Genomic DNA, 15,773 nt, shown 5'->3' with positions numbered 1-15,773 from the left:
CGGAAATGACAAACGCGTCAGATATAAGAGATGTTCTTGCCCAAGCGGTGAGGCCGGTCTTGCTGGCAATCGTCCCAAAATGTGACAATTTGCATAGATTCTCATTGTAAGGCCTTCATTAATCAATGATTAATGCCCGTTTCAGTGCGATAGATCGCAAAAATTGCGAAAATAGCGACAGTTTACTAAGTGATCGACTATGGCAATCCTCAACATTCTTGAATATCCAGACCAACGCTTGCATACAGTGGCCAAACCCGTGGCCGAGGTCAATGAGCAGATCAAGCGCACAGCCGCTGATATGCTGGAGACCATGTACGCAGCCAATGGCGTTGGCTTGGCTGCCACGCAGGTCGATATCCACGTGCGTATGTTGGTGATGGACACGACCGAGGAGCGCAACGAGCCGCTGGTGCTGATCAATCCTGAAATTGTCTGGGCCAGTGCCGAGAAGTCGCTCGGCGATGAAGGCTGTTTATCGGTGCCTGAGATTTACGATGGCGTCGAGCGCCATGTGGCAGTCCATGTGAAGGCGCAGGACGAGCATGGCCAGTGGCGCACGATCGAGGCTACCGGCTTGCAAGCGGTTTGTGTGCAGCACGAGATGGACCACCTGATGGGCAAGCTGTTTGTCGAGTATTTGTCGCCGCTCAAGCGCAATCGCATCAAAACCAAAATGCTCAAGCGTTCGAAAAACAAGTCTGAGGCTTGAGCGCTTGACTCGGCTGTGAATTGGACAGGTTCACCAATAGCCTATCGTTGCAACTGCCAAGTGCGCGCCCATCTGCCCCAGGGCTGATGCCTTGTTCGCCCCCCTTTACCTTTGGACTCTGACGCATGAAGCCCAGTATTGTTTTCTCGCTTGTTTTGGCTGTTGCTGCGCTGGCTGGCTGCGCGTCGCCTGACAACGGCTTGCGCAATTCGTCGAATGCCTCGGCCGCGCCCAGCACGTTTGCACAAGGCATGCCGCAGGACCAGTTGCGCCAAATTCGGGGTGAGCCGTTTGCGATCTACTCCTACCCCGAAGGCAGTAGCTGGTTTTACAACGTCGCAATCCGTGACATGCAGCGTGATCGGGTCGATTTTGATGCGCAGGGCTTGCTGATCAGTGCCGGGCCTGCCTGGAATCGCAGCAATTTTGAGCGGGTCCAGCCCCAGGTTTGGACCTCGGCACAATTGCAGCAAAATTTCGGCCCGCCACAACGCCAAGACCGTCTGCGAGCGAGCATACTTGATGCATTGGGAGATGCGCCTGCGCCGGTTGAATCTGCCGAAGCTGCCGAGGAGCGTGCAAGCAGCCGCAATTGGATATACGGTTTTCGCGAGTACAACCGCTACTTCATTGTCAGCATCACCGTCAATGCCAAAGGCCTGGTCACTGCCATCAAGATCGAGGCTGACCCCAACAATACGACCATGTAATGTCCCCACTTCGTTTTGCCTATGCTGGCACGCCTGAGTTTGCCAGCCAAGCCTTGCAGGCTTTGATTTCCGCCGGTTTTACCCCCTCCCTGGTGCTCACACAGCCTGATCGGCCTGCAGGGCGCGGCATGCGAGAGCAGGCTTCAGCCGTCAAGCAGCTGGCCTTGCAGCACGGCATTGCGGTATTGCAGCCGCATGGGCTGCGCTTGAATGGCAAATTCGCAGAGCAAGCACAGAGCGCCCAAGCGGCAATGCAGGCGCTGAACCTGGACGTGCTGGTCGTTGCGGCCTATGGTTTGATATTGCCCACCTGGGTGCTGGAGTTGCCGCGCTTTGGTTGTTTAAACATCCATGCCAGCTTGCTGCCTCGCTGGCGTGGTGCAGCGCCCATTCACCGTGCGGTCGAGCAAGGCGATTCAGAAACCGGCATCAGCATCATGCAAATGGACGAAGGACTGGATACCGGCGCTATCATTTCGATGGATGCATTGGCGATCGAGGCAGGCGAGACGACGGGACAATTGCACGACCGTCTGGCGGTGCTGGGCGGGCACAGCATTGTGCAGGCGATGCAGCGGCTGCAGCAATCGGCCACGGCGCTGCCAAGCCAGCCCCAGCCCCAAGAGGGCGTGACCTATGCTGAAAAAATCAGCCGGGCAGAAAGCCGTCTGGATTGGACGCGCGATGCGCGCAGCCTGGCCCAGCAAGTGCAAGCCTTCAACCCATTCCCTGCCGCGCAAGCGCAGTTTGTCAAACACGGCGTGGAGCTGGCAACACCCGAGCAGGCTGAGACCATCAAGGTTTGGATGGCGCAGCCGGAATCTGTCTCTGCCACGGAGCCATTGCAGCCAGGGCTTGTGCTGTCAGTCGACCGCAATCAGGGTGTGCTGGTCGCTTGTGGCGGGCAATCGGCGCTGCGCTTGCTTGAATTGCAGCGTGCAGGCGGCAAGCGCTTGAACGTGCAGCAATTTCTCAATGGTTTTGAGATGCAGGCAGGCGATCGATTCATTTAATCGCCTTGCGCCAGGGCCTCAATAAAGGCTGGCCAACCAGCTGTGCTGGTTGGCCATCGGCGTAAACGGTACATAATAGAGAGCTAGCCTGTGTGGCGCTGCCATTGGCGGCATGCCCGCGGGCAGTTGTGGCCTGGCTGACAGCGCAGTCCAGGCCCCCAGCCAAGCCATTACCCATGGCCTCAATGGCGCTTAGCCAGCAGCAGTTTGTTCAGACGCTGCCATGGTGCGCTCTTTTATCTAAGATTTAAGCAGTGTTCGCACTGACCACACGAGCCCAGCCGGTTTATGAGTCTTCCTGACACCTCCCAGGCACTGCCATGGCAGCGCAAAATCCGCCAAGCCTTTGCCCATCCAGCGTTCCGCGCAGGTGCCAAAGACCAGGCGCAGGTCGCCTTGGGCGTGGGGGCATGGGGGCTGGTGACTGGTGTGGCGATGGTCAAAAGCGGTTTGTCAGTGCCAATGGCTGCGCTGATGTCCTTGCTGGTGTACGCCGGCAGCTCCCAATTGGCAGTGCTGCCGCTGCTGGCCAGCCAGTCGCCGCTGTGGGTGATGTGGCTGACTGGTTTGTGTGTGAACCTGCGTTTCATTATTTTCAGCAGTCTGTGGCGCGAGCCATTTGGCCATCTACCCAGGCACAAGCGCTTGTGGATGATGTATATGGGCACCGACATGCTGTTTGTGATGTTTTTCAGGCGCTATAAAAAGGCCGAGCCCTCACCTGAGCAAGGCTTGTATTTTTGGGGCGGGGCGACGGTGACCTGGTGCGTGTGGCAGGGCACCACGTTTGCAGGCATTTTCATGGCCCAGTTTGTGCCGCTGCACTGGGGTTTGGGCTTTGCCGGTATTTTGGCTTTGCTGGGCGTGACCTTGTCCTTGCTGGTTGATCGCTATACCTATTTGGCTGTGCTGGTTGCGGGGGCGGTGGCGGTGGTGGCCTATGCGCTGCCGCTCAAGCTCAATATCCTGGTGGCGATTGCTGCGGCGATTGTGATTGGTTTGATCTTTGAGTCGCTGGAGCAAACCCTCAAAGCCAGACAGTCCTCTTCTTCCTAACGCAGGCAAGTTCATGTATAGCAACGATTGGTGGGTGTTGGCCATGATTGTCGGCCTGACCGCAGTGACTTTGATCACGCGCGGCTTTTTTATGTTTCCTGATAAAGAGATTCCGCTGCCAGCTTGGCTTAAGCGCGGCTTGAAATACGCACCCCTGGCCGCATTGGCGGCGGTGATCATTCCCGAGATGGTGATTACCGATGGCATGCTGAGCCAGACGCTGCGTGATGCGCGCATCTGCGCGGTCCCGTTTGCTGTCGCGTACTACTACTGGCGCAAAGGCATTTTGGGCACGATTGTGGTGGGCATGGCTGTGTATTTGCCGCTGCGTCTGGGTATGGGCTGGTAGGGCGCGGCCAGCTAGCATGTGACTGATAAGGTGCGATTTGGCGCATCGGCGGTAGGTTTTACGCGACAATACAGCCCTTTCTCAATCGCCTTGCCACCTGGGACGCGCTGCGCAGCGTTGTTTTGAGGTGGCATGCCCAATGTCATCTCCATGGAGCCAAGTATGCAGTTCATCCGTTTTTCCGATTTGTGCGAGCAAGGCCGCATCAAAGACAAGCGTGTCTTCATTCGCGCCGATCTGAATGTGCCTTTGAATGAGCAGGGCCAGATCACGGAAGACACACGCATTCGGGCCTCGATCCCGGCGATTGAGCTGGCACTCAAAGCGGGCGCAGCTGTGATGGTCACCAGCCATCTGGGTCGCCCAACCGAAGGCCAGTTGCAAGCCAAGGATTCGCTGGCACCGGTGGCCAAACGTTTGAGTGAGCTGCTTGGCCAAGACGTGCCCCTGGTGGCCAACTGGGTCGATGGTGTCGAGGTCGCGCCTGCTCAGGTGGTCTTGCTCGAGAATTGCCGTGGCAATGTGGGCGAGAAGAAAAACGACCCTGCCTTGGCCAAGAAAATGGCTGCGCTGTGCGATGTGTTCGTACACGACGCATTTGGCACGGCCCACCGCGCCGAGGCCTCGACCTACGGTATTGCCGAATACGCGCCGATTGCCTGTGCTGGCCCATTGCTGGCAGCTGAAATCGATGCCTTGAGCAAGGCGCTGAGCCAACCCAAGCGCCCGCTGGTGGCGATTGTTGGCGGCTCCAAAGTCTCCAGCAAACTGACGATTTTGCGCAGCCTGGCCGAGAAGGTCGATGCCTTGATCGTCGGGGGCGGCATTGCCAACACGTTTATGCTGGCCGCAGGTCTGCCAATTGGCAAAAGCCTGGCTGAAGTGGACTTGGTTGACGAAGCCAAGCGCATCATGCAACTGATGGCCGAGCGTGGCTCCGTCGTGCCGATTCCTGAGGATGTGGTGACTGCGACCGAGTTTGCTGCTGATGCCAAAGCAGTGGTGAAAAATGCCACGCAAGTGGCTGCTGAAGACATGATTTTGGATGTGGGCCCGCGCACTGCGCAGCGTCTGGCTGAGCAATTGAAGACAGCAGGCACGATTGTCTGGAACGGTCCGGTTGGGGTGTTTGAATTCGATGCGTTTGAGAACGGCACGAAAACCCTGGCTGAGGCGATTGCCAACTCAGAGGCGTTCAGCATTGCCGGTGGTGGCGATACCTTGGCCGCCGTTGCCAAATACGATTTGGAGTCGCAAATTGGCTATATCTCTACAGGCGGCGGGGCGTTTTTGGAGGTGCTGGAAGGCAAAACCTTGCCAGCGTTTGAAATTTTGGCCAAACGCGCGGCCTAAACAAATGCCTGCTTGGACTGGCGCTGGAGGTGGGCGAGTGGCGCAAAAATGTCGCTTTCTCGTCAATTTTGGAATGTTTTTGGAAAAAAGCACCAAAACCCTGGCCTTCAGCGTCTGGCCTTGCGCAAGATTGTTATCCAATACAGAATCTATTCGCTAACAAGTTACTTTAAGAAACTTTTCTGACGTCTTGCGCTGGATGCGCAAGCTGCAGATGTGCAGCTTGCATGCGCAACGCGGGGTGTCTGGTGAAAGTTTCTGCTTGGCTCAACAAACAAACGGCCGATCCGACCACCCAATCGTTTTGGCCATCAGGAGAGTTACGATGCATCAGCGCCTTTTGAGCGTAAGCGCACTGTGTCTGGCCGTGGCAGCTTTGGCCGCAGGTTGCACCAGCAGCGCGATTCCTTTGTCGCAGAATTTTGAACAGACGTCACAGTACAAAGTCCGTTCTGCCCAGCATTGGCATGCCCTCAGTGCCGATGCCGCAGACCGCACGGTGCAGACGCTGGAGTCCATCGGCGTGACGCAGGCTGCGCCTTTCTATGTGGCGCTGCCCGAGCAACCATCCAAATTCGATCTGGCATTTCGTGACATGATCACCACTGACCTGGTCGAGCGTGGCGCCGCCGTGCAAAGCCAGCCTCAAGGCAGCCAGTTCTACGTCGTCTACAACGCGCAGGTCGTGCCCCACAAATCCAATCTCGCGCTGGAACACCTGTCCTCACCTGGGCCTGGTTATTCGGCCCAAACTGGCACAGAGTTGGTGCTGACGACCTCGGTGATCAACCAGGGCCGGTTTGTTTCTCGCACCACCGATGTGTACTATTTGGAAAATATCGATGCCGGTCTCTATGATGTGGGCAATCAATTTAATAGCTTGAATATGAAAGTGGTGAGTCAATGAAAGTCCCATTCCTAGCTTCATTGGTCGCGGCCCTGGCTTTGACCGGCTGCTCTTACAACACCCATGCGGTGCGCACTGACCCGAGCTACCAGGAAGCGTCTGCCAATACCTTTTTGAAGACCAACCAGGACGCCGCCTTGGAGCTGATTGCAGGCTTTGCGCCTGAGACATTCCAAAACCGTCCATTGCTGGTGGCGACGATTGTGGATGTCAATGACACACGCGTGTCCGCTCCACTGGGCCGTACGTTGTCCGAGCAATATGCCTCTGCATTGGCCAATGCAGGTTTGAATGTGCGTGAAATTAAACTGCGTGGCAATGTGTTTGTGCAAGAAGGCACCGGCGAATTGCTGCTCTCGCGCGAAGTGCAAAACGTGGCCAAAAGCCAAAACTCCTCATTGGTCTTGGTGGGCACTTACTCGGCCGCTTCGCGCTTTACTTATGTCAGCCTGAAACTGGTGCGCACCGAAGACAGCCGCATCATCAGCGCTTACGACTACGCACTGCCTAACAACCGCGACGTGCGCCGTTTGCTGCAAATGCCGTAAGCATGGCTCACTAGCCTGCTCAGGCCAATAGTCAAAACCGCTGCAAGGCTTGGGCCGTGCAGCGGTTTTTTCATGGCCGGTCAGTTGGCCGGCGAAGATCAGATAAACCGATTGAGCCAGGTGTTGATCTCGTGCTCGGTGCGGATCGCGTCTGAGGCCGGCACGAAGGGGCTTTGCATGAAGTGCAGCAAGGCTTGGCAGTCGATTGCAGTGCTGGAGTCCACAACCAGCGTTCGGCTGGGGTTGTAATCAGGCTCTTGCAGGGCCAACTGGCGCGTGGTGATCAGTTTCTTGTTCAAGAACAAGGCTTCGACACTGCGCATGGTTGCACCTGACTGGGTCGCCTGGACGATGTCAATCAGGCAGCGCGCCCGTTGCGACAAGGCCATATTGTCTGCGTACGACAGGTAGCCCGTACTGAGCATGGCTTGTTCGGCGGCGCTGTAGGTTTTGCCGGCATCGGGCAAGATGTGGAAGTGGCAGCTCAGCCCCAGCGTATCGGCGGCTTGTTTCAGACGCATCAAAAGCGGCAGTCGTCCTTTGTCGTAACCTAGAAAAAAGAAATCGGTTGGTGGTGACTGGGCAGCGGCAGGCGCATCACCTGCCTCCATGTGGCGAAACGGCTGGGGGGCATAGAGCAAGCCGTATTGGGCCACGTCGGCGCGGTCAAAGCTGTAGATGGATGGCGTCAGCTGTTCAATTGCAGTCAGCCGCTCAAGGGCTTTGGCAATGCCTTGTGGCGTGTTGTGCTCCAGTACTGGGTTCCACAAAAACGCATGGACTTGTTTGCCGTGCAAATACTTGCCCAGCAACACCATGTCCTTGGTATTGCCCAGTGCAAAAATCAGCACGCTGTCGCCTGGGCCAATGCCATCGAGCTGGGCCCGCAACGCGGCGGGGTAGTACCAGTCCAGGCGGCGCTTGGGGAACTGTACCTCTAACCAGCGCGTGAGCTTGCCAGCCAGTGTCGCGGGCTTGCTGTGGTATTGAATCAAGCGCACATCGTCTCTTTGCAGTCCAGCAAAAATGAACTGCGTGAGCGCAGACTCGAAGTTCGAGATGATGTAGAGCATGCAGTGCAGGTGTTGGCAAAAAAAGAACAGCTTGTCCCAAGCAAGCGGCATCAATGCAGGCTTGCGCTTGCAGCGACCTGCTCGGCAATCGCCAGGCAACTGGTCAGGCCTGGTGATTCAATGCCAAACAGGTTGACCAGGCCCGGCAAGCCGTGGCTTGTTGCGTCCTGGATCAGAAAGTCGGGCGAGACCATGTGAGGGCCGCCAATATTGGGCCGCATGCCCGCATAGCCGGGCTGCAGACGCTCTGCATTGAGCGTCGGCCAATAGGTCTGAATCGCCTCGGCAAAGCGTTGCTGGTCAGCCGGATTGACGACTAAATCATCGGCCCTGTCGGTCCACTGCACATCGGGGCCGAATTTGGCTTGGCCGCCCAAATCAAGCGTCAGGTGGATGCCCAAGCCGCCAATTTGCGGCACCGGGTAAATCAAGCGCTGAAACGGCACTTGGCCGCTGAGTGTGAAATACTGGCCTTTGACAAAGAAGGCCGTAGGAATGTGCTGCGCATCCAGGCCCTGGGTGCGGTGGGCCAGCCCAATGGCGCCGTGGCCAGCGGCATTGACGACCAGGCCAGCTTCGAGCTCGGTGCCATCTTCAGTGCGAACCAGCAGCGGTGCCTGGGCATTGGCAGCGTGCGCACGGGCGTCGATCTCCGCGACCGGTGAGGCGATGGCCACCACGCCACCGGCGTTTTCCAAATCGCCTTGCAGGCTCAGCATCAGGCCATGGCTGTCAACAATGCCGGTGCTGGGCGAGAGCAGGGCGCTATGGCAGCGCAGCTCTGGCTCTAAGACGTGCACCTGGGCCGCGCTCAGCCATTGCAGATCGTGCACGCCATTGGCTTGGGCCCGCTCGGCCATCGTGGCCAGCTGGGTTTGTTGCGCTGCTTCGGTGGCCACAATCAGCTTGCCAATGCGCTGGTGCGCAATACCGCGCGCTGTGCAGTAGTCGTACAGCATTGCTTTGCCTGCCACGCACAAGCGGGCTTTGGCTGAGCCTGGTGGGTAGTAAATGCCAGCATGCACCACCTCGCTGTTGCGCGAGCTGGTTTGCGTGCCAATGGCGGTTTCGGCTTCGAGCACAATCACTTCCTGGCCTTGCAGGGCCAGTGCACGAGCTACTGCCAAACCCACGACACCGGCACCAATGACAACGGTTGGATAGGCCATTGAAGTCAGAAGGGGGAAAGGGCGGGGTGAGGGGGCAGGGAGCTGTGGTGCGCCCCCTGCCTGCCATCAGGCTTCGTGTTGCTCCAGGAAGCGCTGTGCATCAAGCGCAGCCATGCAACCGGTGCCTGCGCTGGTGATCGCTTGGCGGTAGATATGGTCTTGCACGTCACCGGCGGCAAACACGCCTGGTACGCTGGTTTGCGTGGCAAAGCCGTTCAGGCCGCTTTGCGTGACGATGTAGCCGTCTTTTAAGGTGATCTGGTCTTTGAAAATCTCGGTATTGGGACTGTGACCAATCGCAATAAAGGCACCATGCAGTAATACATCCTCGGTCTGATCGGTGTTGGTATTGCGAATGCGCACACCGGTCACACCCGAGGTATCGCCCAGTACTTCGTCCAGCACACTGTGCAGTTTCAGCTCAATCTTGCCGACCTTGACCTTGTCCATCAGCTTATCGATCATGATCGGCTCGGCGCGGAATTTGTCGCGGCGGTGGATCAAGGTCACTTTGCTGGCGATGTTGGACAGGTACAGCGCTTCTTCGACTGCGGTATTGCCGCCACCAACCACAGCGACTGGCTTGTCGCGGTAGAAGAAGCCATCGCAGGTCGCGCAAGCTGACACGCCGCGGCCCATGAACGCTTGCTCGGATGGCAGGCCCAGATAACGTGCCGAGGCACCGGTGGCAATGATCACGCTGTCGGCGGTGAATGTGCCGCTGTCGCCGTACAGCGTGAATGGGCGTTTGGAGAAATCAACGCGGTTGATCTGGTCAAAAACGATGCGGGTTTCAAAACGCTCGGCGTGTTTGAGAAACCGCTCCATCAGCTCTGGGCCTTGCACACCCAAAGGATCTGCTGGCCAGTTGTCCACTTCAGTTGTGGTGGTCAGTTGACCGCCTTGCGCCATGCCGGTGACCAAAACGGGCTCTAAGTTGGCCCGGGCGGCGTAAATGGCAGCGGTGTATCCGGCAGGGCCTGAACCCAGAATCAGAACTTTGGCGTGTAATGTGTTGGATGTGCTCATATTTGGAACCAATTTTTGCAAAGGAATCGCATCTCGCGCTGCTCTTTGCGATAATCGCAAACGAATGTCGGTGATGCATGGCTGCATGCCACCATTGTAGGGAGTTCGCTAGGTGTGGGGGCGAAGCCCGAGCAATACAACACCGTGACAAGGGAGGATGCTTTGATTCAAGGCGTTTTCCACCGATTTATGCGCTTTCAGCCGCTCTTAAGAGCCTGGTCAGTTTGCTAATGCGATCTTCAGCTAATACATTTAATTCTTCTTCTAATCAGGCAGGGCAAGGTTTCTTGAGTCGTTTTGGCCAAGACGTGCTGCTGTTTTCTGCGTTGATTCTGGGCGCTGTCTGGGTGCTGTCGCTTTGGAGCTATTCGCCCAACGATCCAGCGTGGTCATCGTCGGGGCAGACTGCGCTGGAAGGCCAGTCGCACAACTGGCTCGGGCGCATTGGGGCGTACTGGGCCGATATCAGCTACTTCCTGTTCGGTTACTCGGTCTGGGTGCTGGTTGCGGCGCTGGCTTTGTGCTGGTGGTGGGCTTTCAGGGCTTGGATGCGCGGCAAAAGCCAGGCGCGCCCTGATGGCCGCTTGATGATGCTCAAGGTGTGGGGCCAGCGCATAGGCTGGCTGGCCAGTGTGCTGCTGCTGTTATGCGCTTGCGCGGTGCTGGAGTGGACGCGTCTTTACCGCTTTGAGGTCAATTTGCCCGACCATTCTGGTGGCATTTTGGGCTACTGGGTGGCGCCGTTGGCCGTGCGCTGGCTGGGCTACACCGGCTCGACTGTGGCTGCCATCGTGCTGGCCTTGCTGGCATTTTCGTGGGTGCTGGGCTTTTCCTGGGGCAAATTGGCTGAGCGCACCGGTGCCTGGATTGAAAAATGGGTGGACCGCGTGCGGCTGGTGGGCGAGCGCATGCGCGACGCACGCACGGGTCGTCGTGCTCAAAAAGAACGTGAAGAACATGTGGCCAAAGACGTGGTGTTGACCCGCGAAGCCTTGCTGGACGAGCCCGATGGGGATTTGGGCCTGTCGGACAGCGTGCTGCCGCCGCTGCAAGAGATCAAGCCCGAGCCTGCGCCCAAAGGCAAGCGCCAACGCGCCAGCACGGCAGAAGAAGATGCCGCGCCGATTGAGCCGGTGATGTACCAAGGCAATAACGATTTGCCTTGGGATGAGGAGCCAGCGCCAGGGCGCAGCTATGCGACCACCACGCCTGAAGAGCGGCTGGAGCCGATGTGGGATGACCCATTGCCCAGCGCGCCCAATGAAACGGCGTTGGTCACGACCGCCGTCAAACGCCAAAAGCATTTGTTTGAAGATGCCAAGAGCGGGGCTTTGCCCTCGGTGAATTTGCTCGATCCTGTGCCAGTGCGCCAGGAGACTGTTGCGCCAGAAACCCTGGAGATGACCAGTCGCCTGATTGAGAAAAAGCTCAAGGACTTTGGCGTGGAGGTGCGCGTGGTCGAGGCCCAGCCAGGCCCAGTGGTTACGCGCTACGAGATCGAACCCGCTACCGGCGTCAAAGGCTCGCAAATTGTGAACTTGTCCAAGGACTTGGCGCGCTCGCTGTCGCTGTTGTCAGTGCGCGTGATTGAAACCATCCCTGGCAAGAACTACATGGCGCTGGAGCTGCCCAATGCGCGCCGCCAGTCGATCCAGTTGAAGGAAATTCTGGCCGCGGAGGTTTACCAGGACGAAAAGTCCAAGTTAGCGCTTGGCCTGGGTAAGGACATCATTGGCAATCCGGTTGTGGCCGACTTGGCCAAAATGCCGCATTGCCTGGTCGCAGGTACGACCGGCTCTGGGAAATCCGTGGGTATCAATGCGATGATTTTGTCGCTGCTGTTCAAGGCCGAGCCCAGCGAAGTGCGGATGCTGATGATCGACCCGAAAATGCTGGAAATGTCGGTCTACGAAGGCATTCCGCACCTGCTGTGCCCCGTCGTTACCGATATGAAGCAGGCCGCGCATGGCCTCAATTGGTGCGTGGCGGAGATGGAGCGCCGCTACAAGCTGATGAGCAAGATGGGGGTGCGCAATTTGGCCGGCTTCAATGCCAAGGTCAAGGCGGCTGAAGAGTCCGGTGAGATCATTGGCAACCCATTCAGCCTGACGCCCGAGCAGCCTGAGCCTTTGGAAACGTTGCCGCACATCGTCATCGTCATCGACGAATTGGCCGATTTGATGATGGTCATCGGCAAGAAGATCGAGGAGTTGATTGCACGCTTGGCGCAAAAAGCACGCGCCGCTGGTATCCATTTGATTTTGGCTACGCAGCGCCCCAGCGTCGATGTGATTACTGGCCTGATCAAGGCCAACGTGCCAACACGCATTGCCTTTCAGGTCTCCAGCAAGATCGACAGCCGCACGATTCTCGACCAAATGGGCGCCGAGGCCCTGCTGGGCATGGGCGATATGCTCTACATGAAGGGCGGCACCGGCCTGCCAGTGCGTGTGCATGGCGCGTTTGTCAGCGATGACGAGGTCCACCGTGTGGTCGAATTCATCAAGCAAAGCATGGGTGAGGCCGAATACATTGACGGTGTGCTCGAAGGCGTCAGCAGCGAAAACGAGAGCGAATGGGCGGTGGACTTTGAAGGCACGGCCGCAGGCGGTGGCGCAGGGGGCGAGAAAGACCCGATGTACGACCAGGCGGTGGAGATTGTGCTCAAAGACCGCAAAACCAGTATTTCCTACGTGCAGCGCAAGCTGCGCATTGGTTATAACCGTTCAGCGCGCTTGCTCGAAGACATGGAAAACGCCGGTTTGGTCAGTGCGCTGACCAGCAACGGCCAGCGCGATATTCTGGTGCCCAACCGAGGTGGGGATTGAGAATGGCTGCACATGACTGAGGCGGCCCCAGCATTGCGGCTGATTGGCCTGTGTGCTGCCTGGTGCGGTGTATGCCGCCAATTTCAGCCAGCTTTTGCACAAGTGCAGAGCAGTTATGCCGAGCAGGCCCCAGGGTTTGAGGCCCACTGGGTCGATGTCGAAGAACCGGCAATTTCTGACGCCTTGGGCGAGGTCGATATCGAGACTTTTCCCACGGTCGCCATCGGCTATGGCAATACGCTGGTGTTTTGGGGCGAGATCCTGCCCAGCGAGGCTGTGCTGCGCCAATTGATTGCGCGCCTGGACGCCCAGCCATCTGCCGCAGCCCAGGCGCCTGCACTGCAAGCGGCCTGGCGTGCGCTGTGTGCACAGATCTGGCCCTGAGCCTGTTCACAATCTGCGCTCAGCCGCGCTGAAGCCCAAAAGGCAAGGCCCCAAAAGCGCATTGCGACGCTGCCCTTTGCTCATACAGACACATGAGCGGCAACAGGCGCCTTGCACTGCTTTTTTTGTGTGGCTTACGCACCTGCGCGGAGATGGTGAGCAGGCTCTGAGCCGCTGGAGAGTGCCGGTAGCGCCAACCTGCGGCTTATCTGAATGCGACATCGCCATAACTGCGCAGTTTGCGGCTGTGCAGTCGCCTCGATTCCTGCTCTTGCAATAATTCAATCGCCTTGATGCCAATTTGCAAGTGCTGCAAGATGCGGCCACGGTAGAAATGGTTGGCCATACCAGGCAATTTCACCTCGCCATGCAGTGGCTTGTCGCTGACGCACAGCAAGGTGCCGTAGGGCACGCGGAAACGAAAGCCATTGGCGGCAATGGTGGCGCTTTCCATGTCCAGGGCAATTGCGCGGCCTTGTTTGAAGCGTTGGAGTGGAATGGCATGCTCCAGCAACTCCCAGTTGCGGTTGTCGGTGCTGGCCACCGTGCCAGTGCGCATGATGCGCTTGACTTCCAAGCCGCTGACGCCGGCAACTTCTGCGACGGCCTTCTCCAGTGCCAACTGCACTTCAGCCAACGCCGGAATGGGCACCCAGGTCGGCAGGTCCTGGTCGAGCACATGGTCATCGCGGATATAGCCGTGCGCCAGCACGTAGTCGCCCAGTTGCTGGCTGTTTTGCAGGCCGGCGCAGTGGCCCACCATCATCCACACATGCGGTCTGAGCACAGCAATGTGGTCGGTGATGGTTTTGGCGTTGGCCGGGCCTACGCCAATATTGACCAGGCTAATGCCTTGCTGGTTGTCTTTGACCAAATGGTAGGCCGGCATTTGTGGCAGGCGGCTGGTATGGGCGCCTGAGGCGCTGGCAGCGCTCTGGCCGCGCAACTGCAATTGCAGTGGGTGGTCTGGTGCTGGGCTATAGCCAGTGCGCCAGGTGATGCGGTTGCCTGGCTCGACCAAGGCGATATAGGGGCTGTTCTCGCGCGCCATTTCCAGCTGGGCTGTGCGCACAAACTCTTCCACATAAAACTGGTAGTTGGTGAACAGCACATAGCTTTGGAAGGCTTCGGCGGCTGTGCCGCTGTAGTGGCGCAGGCGCTGCAGCGACAGGTCGACGCGCTGGGCATTGAACAAGGACAGCGGCTCGGCAGTGCCAGCAGCCGTTTGCTTTGTGCCATTGGCAATCGCGTCATCAATGCGGGCCAGATCGGGCGCATCAAAATACATGTGCAGCAACTGCTTGCGGTGCATGCTCAATTCCGCATCGGCCAGGCCTTGCTCCAGCGAGGCAAAGTGCACCGGAATCGGCTCCTGGCTCAGGCCCACCTCCAGCGGCACATGGTGGTGGTTGATGAGCAATTCAAATTGCTCCAGGTAATAGCTGGCAAACAGGTCGGGACGTGTCAGCGTGGCCTCAAAGCAGCCAGGCCCGGCAACAAAGCCATAGGCCCAGCGGGTGTTGAAAGATGCCAGTGCACTCTCGACCGTGTCCGTGGGTGTGATGCGCACAAACGGGTAATACGCATGGATTGGGCCGGTGTCTTCGCCTTTGAGAAAACGTGCCAAACCGTCTTGCAGGCGCTGGGTTTGCTCGGTGTAGAGCTGCGTGATGGCTTGCAGCGCACTGCTGGCGCTGTGGTGCAGGGTCGTCTTGGTGGTATGCGTCATGGTGTGCAGTATCGGTTCAGTAATCAATGCATTATTGTTGGGTTTGATTATGACGCGGCTTCAAAGGCCTCAATGCCAGCTTTAAGATGCGAAAAGCGGCTGAACTTGTCAACCCCAATCGGTTCATACCGTTGGTGGCTATAGCACGGCTTACATGCAGCAAAGTGCGAGCGCCGTGTAGTCGCCCTGGCAGATCAGGCACAATCCCTATGCAAAGCAATCGAAGGATCAGATGAAAAAAATTACTTTGGCATTGGCAATCACACTGTGTTCAACATGGAGCATGGCCGATGGCCTGCAAGCACTGGATGGCTTTTTGCTGAATGTCCGCTCAGGCCAGGCAGATTTCACGCAGACCGTGACGGCGCCAGAGAAAAATGGCGAGCCAGGCCGTGTGAGCACATCCAGCGGCACTTTTGCGTTTGAGCGCCCGGGTAAATTCCGTTTTGACTACACCAAGCCATTCCCTCAGGAAATTGTTGGCGATGGCAAGACCTTGTGGGTGTACGACGAAGACCTGAATCAGGCCACCTCGCGCGACCAGGCGCAAGCGCTCAACAATACGCCAGCAGCGATTATTTCTTCTGCGACATCGCGCGCTGCGCTGGAGAAAGATTATGTGCTTACAGCCGAGCCCGAGGCCGGCGGCCTGCAGTGGGTGCTGGCCACGCCCAAGGCCGCAGATGGCCAGTTGCGCAGCCTGCGCATGGGTTTTAAAGGCGAGGTCTTGCAGGCACTGAATATTGAGGACAATTTTGCACAGCTGTCGCAATTGCAATTCAGCAATTTCAAAGCCAATCAGCCGGTGGATGCCGCGCAGTTCCAGTTCACGCCGCCAGCCGGTGCGGATGTGATTCGCGAGGCGCAATAAACGCGGCGGCTAGGGCGCTTGCGCCTTGGTGCGCCATGACTG

At 57.8% G+C, this 15,773-nt stretch carries 15 protein-coding genes; 11 read left to right on the top strand and 4 right to left on the bottom strand.

From position 1 onward, the window contains the following. Positions 1-199: 199 nt before the first annotated feature. The 8 genes from def to E8K88_RS00220 all read left to right on the top strand — a co-directional run bounded on the left by def (position 200) and on the right by E8K88_RS00220 (position 6,648). Positions 200-712 (top strand): peptide deformylase, encoded by a 513-nt coding sequence (gene def / locus E8K88_RS00255; protein WP_136404637.1) that lies wholly within the window; start codon positions 200-202, stop codon positions 710-712. Positions 713-837: 125 nt separating this feature from the next. Next, on the top strand, positions 838-1,422 hold the full coding sequence (locus E8K88_RS00250; protein ID WP_136404636.1) for a hypothetical protein: 585 nt from the start codon (positions 838-840) through the stop codon (positions 1,420-1,422). Beyond that, positions 1,422-2,435, top strand: a complete 1,014-nt coding sequence (gene fmt / locus E8K88_RS00245) for a methionyl-tRNA formyltransferase (RefSeq protein ID WP_136404635.1) — start codon at positions 1,422-1,424, stop codon at positions 2,433-2,435. Before E8K88_RS00250 ends, fmt begins: the two co-directional genes overlap by 1 nt. A 288-nt stretch (positions 2,436-2,723) precedes the next feature. Further along, complete coding sequence (locus E8K88_RS00240) at positions 2,724-3,491, top strand: AzlC family ABC transporter permease (RefSeq protein WP_136404634.1); 768 nt, start codon at positions 2,724-2,726, stop codon at positions 3,489-3,491. 13 nt (positions 3,492-3,504) lie between these two features. Further along, the gene (locus tag E8K88_RS00235; protein WP_136404633.1) at positions 3,505-3,840 is read left to right on the top strand and encodes an AzlD domain-containing protein; all 336 of its coding nucleotides are present in this window, start codon (positions 3,505-3,507) and stop codon (positions 3,838-3,840) included. Positions 3,841-4,002: 162 nt separating this feature from the next. Beyond that, on the top strand, positions 4,003-5,193 hold the full coding sequence (locus E8K88_RS00230) for a phosphoglycerate kinase (RefSeq protein WP_136404845.1): 1,191 nt from the start codon (positions 4,003-4,005) through the stop codon (positions 5,191-5,193). A 325-nt stretch (positions 5,194-5,518) separates the two neighbouring features. Beyond that, positions 5,519-6,100 (top strand): hypothetical protein, encoded by a 582-nt coding sequence (locus E8K88_RS00225; protein WP_136404632.1) that lies wholly within the window; start codon positions 5,519-5,521, stop codon positions 6,098-6,100. Continuing rightward, entirely contained in the window at positions 6,097-6,648 is a 552-nt protein-coding gene (locus E8K88_RS00220; RefSeq protein WP_136404631.1) for a FlgO family outer membrane protein, read from the top strand. Before E8K88_RS00225 ends, E8K88_RS00220 begins: the two co-directional genes overlap by 4 nt. 98 nt (positions 6,649-6,746) lie before the next feature. Here the strand turns inward: E8K88_RS00220 and E8K88_RS00215 are convergent, their stop codons facing one another. From E8K88_RS00215 to trxB, 3 genes are all read right to left on the bottom strand, one after another. After that, complete coding sequence (locus E8K88_RS00215; protein ID WP_136404630.1) at positions 6,747-7,721, bottom strand: WaaS/CpsH family glycosyltransferase; 975 nt, start codon at positions 7,719-7,721, stop codon at positions 6,747-6,749. A 50-nt stretch (positions 7,722-7,771) separates the two neighbouring features. Next, positions 7,772-8,890 carry an NAD(P)/FAD-dependent oxidoreductase gene (locus E8K88_RS00210; RefSeq protein ID WP_136404629.1) on the bottom strand — a complete coding sequence of 373 codons (1,119 nt, stop codon included), beginning with the start codon at positions 8,888-8,890 and terminating at the stop codon, positions 7,772-7,774. A 66-nt stretch (positions 8,891-8,956) separates the two neighbouring features. Beyond that, entirely contained in the window at positions 8,957-9,919 is a 963-nt protein-coding gene (trxB, locus tag E8K88_RS00205; protein WP_136404628.1) for a thioredoxin-disulfide reductase, read from the bottom strand. Positions 9,920-10,206: 287 nt separating this feature from the next. Here trxB and E8K88_RS18455 point away from each other — a divergent pair, with 287 nt between their 5' ends. Together E8K88_RS18455 and E8K88_RS00195 are read left to right on the top strand one after the other, a co-directional pair. Then, positions 10,207-12,747 carry a DNA translocase FtsK gene (locus E8K88_RS18455; protein ID WP_276606643.1) on the top strand — a complete coding sequence of 847 codons (2,541 nt, stop codon included), beginning with the start codon at positions 10,207-10,209 and terminating at the stop codon, positions 12,745-12,747. A 12-nt stretch (positions 12,748-12,759) separates the two neighbouring features. Continuing rightward, positions 12,760-13,131 (top strand): thioredoxin domain-containing protein, encoded by a 372-nt coding sequence (locus tag E8K88_RS00195; protein ID WP_136404626.1) that lies wholly within the window; start codon positions 12,760-12,762, stop codon positions 13,129-13,131. A 205-nt stretch (positions 13,132-13,336) separates the two neighbouring features. Here E8K88_RS00195 and E8K88_RS00190 read toward each other — a convergent pair whose 3' ends face one another. Further along, positions 13,337-14,860, bottom strand: coding sequence for an AMP nucleosidase (locus E8K88_RS00190; RefSeq protein WP_136404625.1), 1,524 nt, complete (start codon positions 14,858-14,860; stop codon positions 13,337-13,339). A gap of 232 nt (positions 14,861-15,092) precedes the next feature. Here E8K88_RS00190 and lolA point away from each other — a divergent pair, with 232 nt between their 5' ends. Continuing rightward, positions 15,093-15,731, top strand: a complete 639-nt coding sequence (gene lolA / locus E8K88_RS00185; RefSeq protein WP_136404624.1) for an outer membrane lipoprotein periplasmic chaperone LolA — start codon at positions 15,093-15,095, stop codon at positions 15,729-15,731. Positions 15,732-15,773: the final 42 nt, after the last annotated feature.

It is taken from the genome of Lampropedia aestuarii, from assembly GCF_004803635.1.
Lineage (GTDB): Bacteria > Pseudomonadota > Gammaproteobacteria > Burkholderiales > Burkholderiaceae_C > Lampropedia > Lampropedia aestuarii.
This window is presented reverse-complemented; position numbering and strand designations above follow the sequence as displayed.